General features: G+C 34.0%; 14 protein-coding genes. 5 read left to right on the forward strand and 9 right to left on the reverse strand.

The window, feature by feature from the left end:
* Window positions 1–3 precede the first annotated feature (3 nt).
* The 4 genes from bglB to I7822_RS00915 form a co-directional block, all read right to left on the reverse strand.
* Window positions 4–1,107, reverse strand: a complete 1,104-nt coding sequence (gene bglB / locus I7822_RS00900) for a beta-galactosidase BglB (RefSeq protein ID WP_207974922.1) — start codon at window positions 1,105–1,107, stop codon at window positions 4–6.
* A 410-nt stretch (window positions 1,108–1,517) separates the two neighbouring features.
* A complete protein-coding gene (locus tag I7822_RS00905; RefSeq protein ID WP_207974923.1) occupies window positions 1,518–2,687 on the reverse strand; it encodes a serine hydrolase domain-containing protein in 1,170 nt (389 codons plus the stop codon).
* A gap of 171 nt (window positions 2,688–2,858) precedes the next feature.
* The gene (locus tag I7822_RS00910; RefSeq protein ID WP_207974924.1) at window positions 2,859–4,136 is read right to left on the reverse strand and encodes a glycoside hydrolase family 27 protein; all 1,278 of its coding nucleotides are present in this window, start codon (window positions 4,134–4,136) and stop codon (window positions 2,859–2,861) included.
* A 226-nt stretch (window positions 4,137–4,362) separates the two neighbouring features.
* Window positions 4,363–5,247, reverse strand: coding sequence for an AraC family transcriptional regulator (locus I7822_RS00915; RefSeq protein WP_207974925.1), 885 nt, complete (start codon window positions 5,245–5,247; stop codon window positions 4,363–4,365).
* Window positions 5,248–5,782: 535 nt separating this feature from the next.
* Between I7822_RS00915 and I7822_RS00920 the strand changes: the two genes are divergently transcribed.
* The 5 genes from I7822_RS00920 (at window position 5,783) to I7822_RS00940 (ending at window position 9,630) form a co-directional block, all read left to right on the forward strand.
* Window positions 5,783–7,099: an ABC transporter substrate-binding protein gene (locus I7822_RS00920; protein ID WP_243459186.1), complete on the forward strand. Its 1,317-nt coding sequence runs from the start codon at window positions 5,783–5,785 to the stop codon at window positions 7,097–7,099.
* Window positions 7,100–7,172: 73 nt separating this feature from the next.
* Window positions 7,173–8,045, forward strand: a complete 873-nt coding sequence (locus I7822_RS00925; protein WP_207974926.1) for a carbohydrate ABC transporter permease — start codon at window positions 7,173–7,175, stop codon at window positions 8,043–8,045.
* Window positions 8,035–8,931 carry a carbohydrate ABC transporter permease gene (locus tag I7822_RS00930; RefSeq protein ID WP_207974927.1) on the forward strand — a complete coding sequence of 299 codons (897 nt, stop codon included), beginning with the start codon at window positions 8,035–8,037 and terminating at the stop codon, window positions 8,929–8,931. The genes I7822_RS00925 and I7822_RS00930 overlap by 11 nt, the downstream gene beginning before the upstream one ends.
* 179 nt (window positions 8,932–9,110) lie before the next feature.
* Window positions 9,111–9,284 carry a Fur-regulated basic protein FbpA gene (locus I7822_RS00935; protein ID WP_207974928.1) on the forward strand — a complete coding sequence of 58 codons (174 nt, stop codon included), beginning with the start codon at window positions 9,111–9,113 and terminating at the stop codon, window positions 9,282–9,284.
* 175 nt (window positions 9,285–9,459) lie between these two features.
* Window positions 9,460–9,630: a hypothetical protein gene (locus I7822_RS00940; RefSeq protein ID WP_207974929.1), complete on the forward strand. Its 171-nt coding sequence runs from the start codon at window positions 9,460–9,462 to the stop codon at window positions 9,628–9,630.
* A 108-nt stretch (window positions 9,631–9,738) separates the two neighbouring features.
* Here I7822_RS00940 and I7822_RS00945 read toward each other — a convergent pair whose 3' ends face one another.
* From I7822_RS00945 to I7822_RS00965, 5 genes are all read right to left on the reverse strand, one after another.
* The gene (locus I7822_RS00945) at window positions 9,739–10,767 is read right to left on the reverse strand and encodes a phosphotransferase (protein WP_207974930.1); all 1,029 of its coding nucleotides are present in this window, start codon (window positions 10,765–10,767) and stop codon (window positions 9,739–9,741) included.
* A 25-nt stretch (window positions 10,768–10,792) separates the two neighbouring features.
* Entirely contained in the window at window positions 10,793–11,770 is a 978-nt protein-coding gene (locus tag I7822_RS00950) for an aldo/keto reductase (RefSeq protein ID WP_207975224.1), read from the reverse strand.
* Between the two features lie 163 nt (window positions 11,771–11,933).
* Entirely contained in the window at window positions 11,934–12,104 is a 171-nt protein-coding gene (locus tag I7822_RS00955; protein ID WP_207974931.1) for a hypothetical protein, read from the reverse strand.
* Window positions 12,105–12,440: 336 nt separating this feature from the next.
* A complete protein-coding gene (locus I7822_RS00960; protein ID WP_207974932.1) occupies window positions 12,441–13,607 on the reverse strand; it encodes a glycosyl hydrolase family 18 protein in 1,167 nt (388 codons plus the stop codon).
* A gap of 413 nt (window positions 13,608–14,020) precedes the next feature.
* On the reverse strand, window positions 14,021–15,169 hold the full coding sequence (locus I7822_RS00965) for a GGDEF domain-containing protein (RefSeq protein WP_207974933.1): 1,149 nt from the start codon (window positions 15,167–15,169) through the stop codon (window positions 14,021–14,023).
* Between the last annotated feature and the right edge of the window lie 120 nt (window positions 15,170–15,289).

A 15,289-nucleotide genomic window follows, 5' to 3' on the forward strand; every position in this document is an offset into this window, starting at 1 on the left:
ATTTTAGATATAATAGTGTAGAAATTCCGACAAGCAAAGAACGGCCAATGATTGCCCGTATGGCATCGTCGTAATTTTAATTTCTTTATAAAAGTCTAAGCTGTCACCCATACCTGTTCCCACTGACACTTTTTGCAGGGCGCCCTCATCGTTAATTTCTTTTAAAATCCCTTGAATCGCTTTGTATGCAACATCCTTGTATTCTTGACTAATATAACGTTTATGAACAGATTTTAAGATCCCATAAGCAAAACCTGCAGTTGCTGATGCTTCAAGGTAAGAAGTTTTGTCATTAATCAAAGTATGCCATAAACCGCTCTCATCTTGGGAGCTAGCCAATGCTTCAATCTGTCTATTTAATGTATCAAGTAGGAAGTCCCTTAAGAAATCTCCTTCTTTTAAATCTAAAATTTCAATAATTTCTGGAATAGCAATTGTGATCCAACAATTACCTCTTCCCCATAATGCCTCAGCATAATTGTGATTTTCTTCAAATGTCCAACCATGGAACCATAATCCTGTCTTTCGATCACTTAAATACTTTACATGAATTAAAAATTGCTTTTTTGCTTCTTCAATATATTCAGGTTTATTAAAAAGCCTACCAATCTTAGCTAATGGCAAAACAGTCATCATTAATGTGTCGTCCCAAAGCTGATTTTTGTTTTCTGGACCATATGTCATATGCTGAAGTCCATCTTCCTTCGTACGCGGCATATCATACATTACCCACTCTGCCCAATCTTCTAAGTAAGGTACGAATGTTTGATCCTTTGTTTCTTCATATAAAAAGGCTAATGTTAAAAGCGGAGCCATTGTATTTACATTTTTAGGTGGTACACCTTCTTCAAATCTAGCCTTAAACCAATCTGTTATTATCGCTAAAGCCTTTTGACTATTAGTTAGTTTCCAATATTTAAAGATTCCATATAACCCAACACCTTGCGGCCAATTCCAAACATTCCAGCTCTTATCATCCACAACTAAGCCATCGAAGTTTAATAAAAATTCACCCGTATTATCTTTTATTTGTGAAAGATTATCCATTAACTTATCAATTTGATGAATCACTTCTCTTCTCTCGATAAAAACTTCATTTTGGACCATTACTATTCCCTCCATATGTACATAAGTTCTAAACATTTCAGCTTTTAAAAAAGTTTTCGAGTTCGAGAGAGATTAAAACGGTTACAAATAACCTTTCAATTTCGTATGCTTTTCATCTCTCTACTTATTTCCTTCCTTTTTAAGCTTCTGTTTTGTTTACTTTTTCCCTTTAAGGTGTTTTAAATCCTCTTTTTGTTTTACTTTCTTTGATGATCTGTTTTTTTAATATCTTTTTTGTTTGATTATTTCCTTTTCTTTTTGATTATAGTTAACTCATTTGATTTGGTCAATGAAATTTTTAGAAAAATTTTAATGAAAATAAGCAGAGGTAATGACTATACCTCTACTTATTATTTAGTGAAAAAAATTTTTACCTTCACACTTTAACAGAGCCAAACAAAAAAATCTCCTCAAATTCCCCCATAAATCACTGATCGCAGTCTTGGTTGGTGATAAGCCTCAAAATTAGGCATCATTTGCTGCATATAAACTGCAGATAGTTTTTCTTTTGGATCAATTAACACCCATGTTCCTAATAAGCCTGACCAACCAAATTCTCCTATTGAGCTATTGCTTCCACCTAACGCTGGATCCAGCATGACTCTTACTCCTAGTCCATAACCGTAGCCTTTTAGATAGTCCCAGTTATAATAGGATGAATTTTCTGTTGTTAATTGATTAGTTGCCATAAGATTAATTGTCTTTTGTCCTAAAATGCGTGCACCATCTAATTCCCCTCCATTTGCGAGCATATGTGCAAAACGACTATAATCAGTTAGTGTTGAAAGTAGACCACCTCCACCACTTTCAAATGTTGCATCTGGTTGAATATGTGCATCCATCTCTATATTTTTCGATAAATTCCCATTTTCATCACGATTGTACAGGCTACAAAGTCTGGTTTTCTTATCATCGGGAATTCTAAAGAATGTATCGTTCATTGTTAATGGATCAAAAATTTCATCTTTTAAAAATTGTCCAAACGTTTTGCCAGATACTACTTCAATTAATGCTCCTAAAACATCATGACTAAAACTGTAATGCCATTTAGTCCCTGGATCGAATGCTAAAGGTATGGATGCTAATTTTTTTGATATAGTCCGTACATTCACTTTTTCGCCAAGATTCTCTTGCTGTTCTAAAACTTGCATGGCCTTTGTAAGTTGGCGCTCTGTTTCATTTGCATTTCCTGGATAAGTTAACCCTGATGTCATCGTGAATAGATCTTTAACTGCAATCGACCTTGTCGCAGGAGAAGTGTACAGCTCCCCTTTATCATTTTCCCGGTAAACTTGGGGATTTTTAAATTCGGGTAAATAATCTTCTAGAGGATCATTAAGTAAAAAAAGTCCTCTCTCATATAACATAAGGGCTGCAGTACAAGTAACGACTTTTGTCATTGAATAAATACGATAGATTGTATCAGATGTTATTGGTTTTTGCGATTCGATGTCTGCCACTCCAACATAGTCTTCAAATACCGTTTTTCCTTGATGGGTGACTGAACAAGCACAGCCCGCAGGACCTTTTTCTACAAAACTTCTTAACAATAGTTTTAATTTCTTTTGGATCGAATTCATTATCTCCAACTCCTTTGTTAACGCTACCATTTAATAGAAATGCATACAATCTATTTCTTTTTCAGAGATTAAGAATCCTTTATTTAGAAAAAAATAGTATTATCAAAGTCGTTGCTCCCATTACATTGAAAAGAGCAACAATTGAGTGTCCCTATCTCACAACCACCATTCTTAACAAAGCTTTAATAACTTTGCACCATGGGCAGGAATTGTTGCTTCGATTACCTTTTCAATTGTTTTTGATTCATTAGACTCCCAAAGATCTATGGCAATTTTGGATGATGTTATACCTAATTGCTTGAGTGTCACGCTAACAGTTGTTGTTTCATCTGTTGCATTAAATAGTGCGACATAGGTATTAGCCTCATCTTTAGACGCCCAGACAATTTTGTCATTTTCTCTGTATACGAGTTTGCTATTGTAGCAGTTTTTATGCATTTTGAGTACTTCTTTATTGGTTAATAAAGAAAGTGTCCAATCATCATTATCACGAAGTTCTCCTCCGAACATTAATGGCGACCTAAATATACTCCATAACGTCATCATAGTAATTTGTTCATCCTTAGTAAAGCGTGTCCAACGGTCACTTCCTCCGCCATCAACTGATCGAATGCCGATATGTCCTAAAGGGAGCATATCACAATCTGGCCAATTACCAACTCCTACATATTCACTCCATTTTTCGCATCTTTCAAACATTGCATATAAAAGGTCCCACTGATCCCAAAAATCATCCGTCATTCGCCACATATTCGCATTTTTCTTTAACACTTCAGCATGCTCTAACGGTGCTGGACCTGGTGAAAGGCTTAATACGATATCCCTGCCACAATTATCTATGGCATTGCGAATCAGTTCAATTTCTGGAATATGAGCGGTATATATACGAGATGCAGCTATATCGTCGACTTTAATAAAGTCTACTCCCCATTCCGCATATAATTCAAAAAGTGAGTTGTAGTATTCCTGAGCTCCAACCTTGGAAGCATCAACACCATACATATCCGTATTCCATGGACAAATAGAATTTGGATGAGCTATACTTCTGGCTCCTACACTTGTTCCAAGGATTGGTGTATTTGCATGGACAGCCTGACGAGGAATCCCACGCATAATATGAATACCAAACTTTAATCCTAGTCTATGGATATATTCACCTAAATTTTCGAAACCCCTTCCATTTTTCGCTGAAGGAAATCGATTACTAGCTGGAATTAAACGAGAATACTCATCCATCTCTAATGGGACAAATGGTCGATATTCAGAAGACACTGCACCTGGTTCATACCATTGAATATCAACGACCACGTATTCCCAACCAAATGGTTTCAAGTATTTTGCGATATAATCTGCGTTCCCTTTTACTTCTTCCTCTGTAACGGTTGCACCATAACAATCCCAACTATTCCAACCCATTGGAGGTGTTTTTGCTATTTTAAGGTGATTCATTCTTCTCATTCCCCTTTATATTTTATTGCTTATTCATCTATATAATAAAAGGGATGATTTATCATAATCCACAATAAAGTTTTGCCTCTATATGTATTATATTGCTGTTTTTTCTTGAAAGGAAAAATCCCGTGGAACAATCTTTATCAAAAGTTATGTCAATTAGCTCTAGAATGAGGTTGGTAAAATCTATCATCACTGAAGTGAGTAGTAGCAGATATGTGTATTAATCGAATTTCAATTGATTAACAGAAGCAAGATCTCTACCTAACCTAAATTCTCCAGGTGGAAAACCAAGCCACTGACGAAAAACTTTAATGAAATAACTTCCATTCGAGTACCCTATTTCTCTAGCAATTTCGTCTATTGTTAATTCTGTATGCCGAAGTAATTTTATAGCTCTCTCCATTCGGATTTTTGTTAAGTATTCTATTGGAGTATAACCAGTTGTTTTTTTAAATGTCCGTGTGAAATGATATTTTGATAACTCGACAGCATCTGCAATATCTTCTAAACTTTGTAAACATGCATAGTTCATTTCCATATTTTCTACTGCAGCCTTGATTTTTTGAGGCCAAGTATTCTTTTCTTTTTTATGAGCATTACTAAATCTATACAATTCCATAATAAACTGGTAAACGATAGTTGAGGCACGAAAACCATCCGAAATATGATTTTTGCTAGCTGCATGAAACACATTCTGTAAAAATAGAATGGCAGAATGATCTTCTGGTATTTTAGGAATAGGTCCAAACTCTTTTACAAGATCCTTCCACTGATCCTCAATCATATTAGGGCGAATTAAAATAAAATAAAACTCCCACAAATCACTTGTTTCAGGTAGGTAATATCTATGGTCACTAGGTATTTCCACCATAAAAGCATAACCTGGATTTACCTTATAGGCTTCCCTATTAATTTCCACACATCCAAACCCTGAAACAGTGTATTGAAACAATAATAGCGGACCATCAATGCGCTTTAGACCATCCCAATGATAATCTTTATCTGTAATATAATCATGACCTATTGCAAACAGTTGACAAAATGATCCATTCAATGTGTCTAAAAAGCGAAAACCGTATGTTTCGTTGTGTGTACTCTTACTCACGACCATGAACCTCCTACATTCTTTTTTTATAGCTCTGTTAAACTTGTTTGTTGATTTCCGCTGCAGGTGTTCGCTCCAATCAACAAAGAGACAAAATCAACAGAGAGCTACAACAGAGCTTTTTTCTAAAAGAATACTATACTCCTTTTTAATAATACAGGCCATTATCACCAAAAATTCAATTCAAATTCTTTTAAATATATTCAAACTTATTACAAGAAATTTGATGATAACCTCTGTCTTTTAGGAAGCAATATATTACATATTGAAGCAAAACTTTGTTATGGATATATATTCTAAAACCATTTAGCATGTTTTTTAAGAGGCAAAATATTCTTTTTCCTTTCAACATCTAGAAAGATTTCCTATGTATAAAGAGATTGACTATTCATTACTAGGAGGGATAATCGTCACGTATTGTTTTTAATTATTGTTTATTTTGTTCTATTATATTTTGTAAACGCTTTCGACATCTTTCGCTAATCTATTTTGGGAAGAAACATTCATTCAAACTTTTCATGGGGGGTATTACAAGATGCAATGGAGAAATAATTTACTAAAACAGAGTATTATTATGCTTTTATTATTATCACTGATTGTTGGCTGCAGTAGTCAAGGTTCTAATGTGGATAATAGTGGAGATAGTAGTGATAATGGAAAAGTTTCACTTACGATGAATGCTTGGGGGAATCCTGCAGAAATTAAAGTATATCAAAGGGCATTAGATGGGTTTATGAAAGAAAACCCAGACATTAATGTGAAATTAGTCCCTGTTCCTGGTGATCAATACGAACAGAAATTATTAACTCAAATTCAAGGAAGCAAAGGTCCTGATATTTTCTATTCATATGAACCAACAATTGCAAAACTGATTGAAACTGATCAGGTACAACCATTAAATGACTATTTAAGTAGTGAAGAAAGTTATACAAAGGCTGAGGATTTCCCTGAAGGTTTATGGGGCCCAGCAAAAGAAGATGGTGAAGTTTATGGGATAACTACTGATGCAAACCCAATGGTGATGTACTATAACAAAAATGTCTTTAAAGAAGCAGGTATTAAAACTCCTCAAGAATATTATGATGAGGGAAATTGGAATTGGAATACGTTTAAAGAGGTTACAGAACAGTTGCGTGCTGCTGGTAAATCAGGCTTTATTATGGAAAACTGGTGGGCACATTGGTATAGCTGGGTATGGTCAAATGGAGGAAGAATTTTTGATGAGGAAGGAAACTTTGTTTTAGATAAAGATGAAAAAGCACAGGAAGCGATTAAATTTATGGCAGATCTTGTGAAAGAAGAAAATGCTGTCTATGCTGGTTCCCTCCCACAAGGTCAAGGCTCTGATGCGATGTTCATGTCTAATCAAGTAGGAATGCTTGCTGCAGGTCGTTGGTTTGAACCTTCCTTTAACCAAAACAAAAGCTTGGACTATGACTATATTTATTGGCCATCCAACACTGGAAAAAATGAGCCAGTTGGGGTACCAGTTGCCTATATGACAGTTAACAAAAAGAGTAAAAATGTTGAGGAAGCAATGAAATTCCTATCCTATTACACCGGTGCACCAGGACAAAGGGATCGATTAGCTGAGGGTGGAAGTGCTTTAGCATCACATCCAGAGGCAGATGCTGATGTTAAAACAACTATTGAACATTCTAACTATTTAACAGAAGCTCGAGATAATGGGTTTACTCATGGTTCTCCATTGGCCTATGATGCACAAATCCCTGGTCTTAGTACTGAGATGGAAGATACATTTGATTTAATGTTCCTTGGTAAACAAGACGCTGATAAGACAATCGATAAATTAGTAGAAACGATTACAAAGTATTTAAATGAAGCTAAGTAATCGGGGTGTTTTTTCCGAGAAGAGAATGAAAGTGTTCTCTTCTTGGGCAACCATTATAAAGGAAGTGAACAATATGCTCCAAAAAAGGAATACTCTATGGGGTCTATTTTTTATTGGCCCACAAGTGATAGGTCTTATCGTTTTTGCCCTAATCCCTCTACTTTATGCTTTGGTTTTAAGTTTCATGAAATGGGATGGATTTGGTGAAAGAACATTTGTAGGCTTTTCCAATTTTACAAGTCAATTCTACAATCCAGATTTTTGGAAAGCACTTGTTAATACTGTTTATTATATGATTCTGACCATACCTATTGGAATAGCCATTGCTCTGATTCTTGCAACTGCATTAAATAAAGTCGCAGGAAAAGAATTTTATCGTATCTTCTTTTTCATGCCTGTTGTAACAAGCTCGGTATCTGTGGGTGTCATTTGGATGTGGATTTTAAATGGAGACTTTGGGATCTTAAATCAGTTATTAAGTTACATTGGGATTACTGGTCCACATTGGTTAACTGATACAAAGTGGGTAATGCCCTCAATAGCTCTTTTAAGTATTTGGTGGGGGTTAGGATACAATATGGTTATTTTTCTAGCAGGCCTTCAAGGTATTTCCAAAAGTTATTATGAAGCAGCAGAAATTGATGGAGCTTCCGTGCTTCAGAAGTTTAGATATATTACTTTACCATTATTAACTCCCACGACATTTTTTGTTACAATCATGTCTGTAATTAGCTCATTCCAGGTATTTGACCAGGCATTTGTTATGACTAATGGTGGTCCTGCCAAAGCAAGTTACACACTTGTTTTCCATATCTATGATCAGGCCTTTATTGATTTTACCTTTGGAAAAAGCTCTGCTGCAGCCATGATTTTATTTGTCATGATTCTAGTCTTTACTCTTCTCCAATTTAGATTCCAAAAGAGGTGGGTGCATTATGGCGACTAATGATTTAGAAATAGATACAAGGAATAAAAACATTCCAACCGTTGTAAATTCTTCATTGCCTAGAAAGCGAAAAAGAGCAAATATTCTCCTTCACGTTTTGCTAACGCTCGGCGCCATAACTATGGTGTTCCCTTTTTTATGGACTGTTTTAAGCTCATTAAAAGACATTTCGCAAATTTTTTTAGTACCACCAAAATGGATTCCAAACCCGCTTGCATGGAATAATTACCCTGATTCACTTCAAGCAATGCCATTTGGAAAAGCATATTTTAATAGCTTCTACATCACCTTTATCGTTGTTGCTGCAACACTTATTACGGCATCGATGGCTGCATATGCATTTGCCAAAATACGATTCAAAGGTGCAAATATTATTTTCATTCTTTTTTTATCCACAATGATGATTCCTAAACAAGTAACAATGATCCCCTTATATTTAATTATGGATAATATAGGCTGGATTGATAACCATCTATCCATAATCGTACCTGGTGCTCTTTTTAATGCTTTTGCAGTCTTTTTGTTAAGACAATTTGTTATGGGAATTCCTCGCGAACTAGAGGAAGCAGCAATTATGGATGGTGCGGGATATTTACGCATATATTGGAATGTTATCTTACCATTAATTCGACCAGCTCTAGCCGCAATTGGAATATTTACCTTTATGGGAGCTTGGAACAGTTTTATTGATCCTCTCATCTATTTAAATACACCAGAATTGTTTACTGTACCGCTACTATTAAACACTTTCAAAGGTCTTTATACCGCTGAGTGGGGTCTGATGATGGCTGGGACAACAATTTCGGTTATTCCTGTTTTAATTATTTACATTATTGCACAGAAACAAATAATTGAAGGGGTAACATTGACCGGTATTAAAGGGTAAATAAAATTCATTTTTAGTATATTACTCTGAAATAGTTTTATTAAAAGGATTGGATAGTAGCTCTAAAAAACACAGCTATCCAATTTTTTTAATATTAAGTAAATTTATCAATTGACATTTATATCATAATTGTTTAAAATATAAATTGTAAACGCTTACAAATAAGGAGTGTTTTTTTCATGTCTGAACACACAAAACAATCGATAAATAACAAGGGTGAAATCATTGATGCCCTACTACATAGAAATCTATATAAAATGCCCGATGGTCGTCAATTTTATGAAGCATCAGAAAAAGAATTAGAACATGTTCTATATTCTCAGACAGGAACAGAAAATCTATGTTCTGTATAAACTTTTTATTAAACACTAAACTTTAATAAGCAAATATCATGATTTTAACATCCTGATATTTGCTTATTTGCTTTATTGTATATAAAAGTAGCTTCGATGTAAATATAAAAACATAGCGAGACTTCCATTAACAATAGGTAAACATCATGAAACACTTAAGGAGAGATTTTTAGATATGAAAGAAAAAAATGACATCATTTGTGAAGAAACAGACTATTTACACCATATGCTAAATGAACAAATAACTCGAATTTGTGTGAAGGAAGAAGAAGAACGGATGAAAGAAGAATTGGAAGGTAATGATAGATATTCCATTGATATGTTAAACAACACTGTTGATAAATAAGAGAGCAAGATTTACCTTCCCTGATATAAAAAACAACAATTAGATTTAACAGAGCCTAAAACTAAAAAGATAAAGAGCGTCGTTTTCTTTATCTTTTTAGTTTAGTTATTAGGGGTTACCACTCCATAACTTAGCAAGCTTTTCCCCGCCATCACTTAACCAATTTTTATTTGTAACCGATTTAATAATTTGCTCTTTCAGAACATCCTGTTTGTCGATCCCATCTAAATAACGCCCTAAAAAATGAACAAATACGTCTAACCTTCTTAACTGAACCAAGATTGGTAAAGCATCAATTTCAGGTTTTGTTAAAGTCATAACAGACGAAAATCCTCTGTAATACATTGCGAGCTTTTCCCACAATATTGATTCATTTGGTTCTTTTACAATTATTTCAGATATACAAACAGCCACTTCCATTACGCGAAGATCATATGTTACAAATTCAAAGTCTAATATTGCCTCTATCGTTCCATTTTGACCACCTAAGACATTTGATTCGTTTAGATCACCATGAATTACTTGATGTGGTAGAGTCTTAAGATGTGGAACGAACGTTTGAAAATGTAGCATTTGTTTTGCAATCCACGATAACTTTGACTTAAATTCTGTAAACTCCTCCGGAGGCTTTGTACACCATTGTACGACCCGATCAATCCCACAATTAGGGTGAGTATGTTCAATTTCATAATAGGGTCGATAAATAAATGGCTGATGAACATGAAGCCATTGTAAAGCATGTAATACATTTCCGGTGCTTTTGCCAAAAGAATACAATAGTCTCGAATGATCAAAAACAGGATTCTCTCCTTCTATATATGTATAGATACAAGCGAGCTTGTTTGACCCATCATGTAGTCGAAGGTATGTTTTTCCTTCATTTGTATAAATCGGAACAGGAACTTTAAAAGGTAAATCCTCAATTTCATTAAGCTTCACTAAAACCTCATGCTCTAGCTTTACTTTTGCTTTGTCTTTATGTGTTTCATAAATACGAAGGATAAATTTTTTATTATCAATTACAATATATCGGGTTGTATTGTTATACCCACTTTTCCCCTGATAAACTATCCATGTTTTATCAGCGGAAAAGTATTGTTCTAATATCTGATCAATCGTCTCTGAAGTTACACTCATTCTGTCTCTTTCCTATCTCATTAGATTAAGGCATTTTTTTCCCACGTGACGCTGTGTACAATGAATACCACTCTTCACGAGTCATCATTTCAGATTGCCGTACTGAATCTTGACAGTTTTTGATTCGTTCTGGATTTGTTGAGCCAATCACTGGCTGAATTAGAGCGGGGTGGCGCATTAACCAACCTAGAACAATTGCTTCTGTTGAAGTCCCCTTCTCGTTTGCCATTTTTTGAACGAGATCTTTAGTTTGCAAGTCAGTTTCTGATACATTTTCCATTTCACGCCCTGAATACATACCATAAGCCAAAGGAGCCCATGCTTGAATCTGGATATCCTCTAATCGGCAATGCTCAATAATTCCATCAGCAAAATTAATATCCGTGCCCGCCTTTTGATTTACCAATACACCCTGCTCCAACCAATCAATACGTTTTAGGCTTAATTCTAGCTGATTTACGATAAGTGGATCTGAACAATATGCACTTAGCAATTTGATTTGTGCTGCACTCATGTTAGATACACCAAAATTTTTCACTTTACCAGATGCTTTTAACGCATCAAATGCCTCAGCAACCTCCTCAGGTTCAACTAAAGGATCTGGACGGTGTAATAATAAAATATCAATGTATTCGGTATTCAGCCTCTTCAATATACCATCTACAGAAGATAAAATATGACTTTTTGAAAAATCAAATCGATGTGGTAAATTGCCTTCTGGAAAACGAATTCCACATTTTGATTGAATAACAATGTTTTCTCTTAATTCTGGTCGACTTTTTAAAATGCCTCCAAAAATCGTCTCCGCTTTTCCCATCTTATAAATATCTGCATGATCGAACATCGTAATCCCACTTGATAACGCGGCATCAACAGCTTTTTCTGCTATAAGATTGTCTTCTTTCGTAATTGAATTATGATCCCAACCACCGCCAAACCCCATACAACCTAATACAAGGCGACTTGTTGTGATCTCACGTTTGTGTAATGGCATTTTTCTTATCATTATTTATCCTCCTTGACTAATTGCTGTACCCTTTAGTAAATTGTTTTAGTCCAATACAACTCTTTTATATTAATTCTTAATAAAGTTAAGAAATCCTGCAAAAAAAACAAGCTGCTAAAAAACATCAACAGCTTGTTTATATATTTTAGTTTTTTTGTCATTAGGAAATTGATTTTTTAACTATTCTACTGTTGTATAATTCCAAGAGTGTATGATCATCTAAACTTAATACTTCATCTACATTTACTGATAAGTGCTGAAACAATGCCTCTTCCATTTTGATTCTCTCGGTTACTTCTAAAAAGTAATGTTTTAAAGTCAAGTTTGACATGATATCTTCTCCTTTATCTTTTATTTAAGTCACATTGAATAGTAAGATTCTGCCCTGTAAAATGATTTCTCTTTTTAAAATTACCCAAATTAAGAAGAATAAAAACATACCCATATTGTCCAATAATCCATGTCATCTTTTATAACATAATCAAGAACAAGCTTAATATATGATAAGGTCATTATAACTACATGTCGAAAAAGGGTTTTAACTAATGACAATTATATGACTTAGTTGTGAATTATGTATATACAATACATACAAAGTAATTCTACATAACAATAAACGCAACAAAAAAACTGTTGAGATCTCCTCAACAGTTTTTCATTTACTTTTCTAATCGTCGTTTGAATTAATGGTCACTTGTTTTTGTTCTGCATTTTCCTTGTCGAATACTTGTGAAATAACATTTGTCAAACTATGTGACCCTTCAGCATCATGTCCTAGTTCCCACAACATCATTCCGCCAAAGCCGTTATCTAGAGCCAGATTTGTTTTCTTTTGAATCGTTGTCACCCCATTGTAATGATAGGTCGTGCCGTTCATCTTAACGGTATCACGCTTTGCATTTTCGGGATTGCTATTAATAATTGCTGCATATGAAACCTGTTTAATTGATACATCTTCTGGCTGCGCATAAAATGGAACACCTAAAACAAGTTTTTCTTTTTTAATACCGTGTTTAGCAAAAAGGGTTGACCAGTAGCTTACGATATTTTCTACAAAAGGATATGGCGATAAATTAGCTGCATTGTATTCACCATCCCATTGACCATCATATGCCATGATATTGACATGATCAACATAGTTAAACATGGTTGGTTCATAGATAACGGAAGCAATTTCTGTACCTGTCACACTATGAATCTTTGAATAAACCGCAATTGATAATTCCTTATTTTTCGAATGAAGATTGTCACTTAACGTTTTCATAAAGGTATCTAGATTTTTGGCATCCTCTTTAGAGCGAGGGTGTTCAAAATCAATGTCAATCCCATCCAAATTTTCTCGTTCGGTAAACCCAACAAGCTCATTAATTAGCTTAGTACGAGATGTAGGATTGGAGATCGCAGCTTTAAAATACTCGTATGACTCTCCACCATTAATATGGTACCAGCCACCAACTGCAAGCATTACATTTGTATCTCGTTTGTGTGCTTCTTGAACCATTGCGCGCAAATTTGACATAGCGCTATCGCCATTCATTAAAAGACTTCCATCTTTTGCAGGATGAGCAAACGAAAAAATAATATGTGTTAATTTAGAATAATTGATTGTATTAGGATCGCGAAAATCTTGAACATAGCCAATCAATACATTAGAATTTTTTTGTTTTATTTTTGGTATTTGTTTTTGGTGTAATTTTTTTGCAGAATTAGGGGCCATTTGTGTAGTTTTCTTCGCTTGATCTGTACTCTTACTAGAATATAACATTCCTGAAAAGAATCCACCTGTGAAAATTAGGATTGATACTAGTGCAAGTAGTAAGTAGCTTTTTTTCATATTCTACATCCCTTTCACATTCCTATAGTCTTTTAAAATAGTAACAAAAAAGACTGAAGAATAGGGATGGTAATATAACCCTTAAGATTAATCATTTAACTTTAATCATCCCCTGTATAACTTAATTATTCTTAATTAGATTATTTCACTATAAATAAAAGCGAAATTATATGAACCTTGTTTGGAAATATAACCACAAAAGTTAATTCTAATTATTTTAGGCTGACTCTTTAACATCATTGTCAGCCTTCTTTTCAATTAAATTAAATGGTGACATGAATACTCTATATGAGGCTAGATTCATCTGTATTCCAAAATGCGTCAAAGGGTTACTTAGGGTAATTCAACTGATTATTTCACAAAAATCCTTTAGTTTAAATTACTAAAAGTTTAATCGAGTGCTATGAATTTTTTTATAAAGTGCTGCCCAGCTTTTTATAGCGATCCTTAGTAGAATGACTATTTCGGTTCGGAGAATCTCGTTCTTCAGCTTGACTCCAACAAACTTGATTTCTTCCTTTTGATTTCGCCCTATATAATGCATCATCCGCTCGTTTCACTATATTTTGTGGAGTTTCCCCAACTGATTGACTAGTAGTGACACCTATTGAAAAAGTAATGTGTATATTCAAGTTATTAGGTAAAAGGAATGGATGTCTTTCAATTTTAGTGCGGATATGTTCTGCTATTTCTATCGATTTTTCAAGATTCTTATCGAGAAGTAATACCGAAAATTCCTCTCCTCCATTTCGAAATACAGTATCATGTTCACTTATCGAAGCAATTAAAATTGATCCCACTTCATGTAAGATAGAATCACCTGCTTGGTGTCCGTAGCGATCATTTATTTGTTTAAAATAATCAATATCTATATAAAGTAGCCCTATGTTTTTACGTTGAATTTTTGCATCTGCCATCAAATTAGATAAGATCAAATCAAATTGTCGAGCATTTTTTAAACCTGTTAAGAAGTCAACAGTAGCTTGTTTTTTGTATTCATAATTCAAATAATTTGATCGACTTATATAGTTTACAAGAATATAGGTAATAATCCCACCAAAAATGGACAAACACCAATAATTAAATAATATAATATTAAAATGGTCTAAATGTCTGACACGAATATATAAGATGATTGAAAAGATAAATGTACTAGTAACAACCATAAAAATCCATTGTTTACTTTTTGAAATCTTTAGGCTACTAATTACGCCCATTATTGCTCCGACAAAAACAATTGCAATAGACACGATTACTACCCCAGTACTAATATCTAAAAATAATAACCTACTTATTGCAATAAGAGTGGACGTGATGAAACTGGATACGAATCCACCAAAGATAGCAGAAACAATCATTACGATATGACGTAAATCAATGATCGTCTCCGTCTCTACCTGAATACTAAAAATCATTAATAGAGAGCCTAGAATTCCAGTAAAAACACCAAATATCATTTTATTTCTCAGATTAATCTCATAAGGATTATTTTTAAAAATAGCCCCACCAACGAACAAAAAAGCGATCATTATACACAAATGAACAAATAAATCTTTTAGCAATTCTAGTATCCTCCAGCCGAAAATATAACAATTTCACAAAAAAACGACGAGAAAAAAGCAACATTAAAATGGATGCTGCTTTTAATTAGATCATTATCATAATATATAATTTCAATATAT

This window comes from Metabacillus bambusae (assembly GCF_017497975.1).
GTDB lineage: Bacteria > Bacillota > Bacilli > Bacillales > Bacillaceae > Metabacillus > Metabacillus bambusae.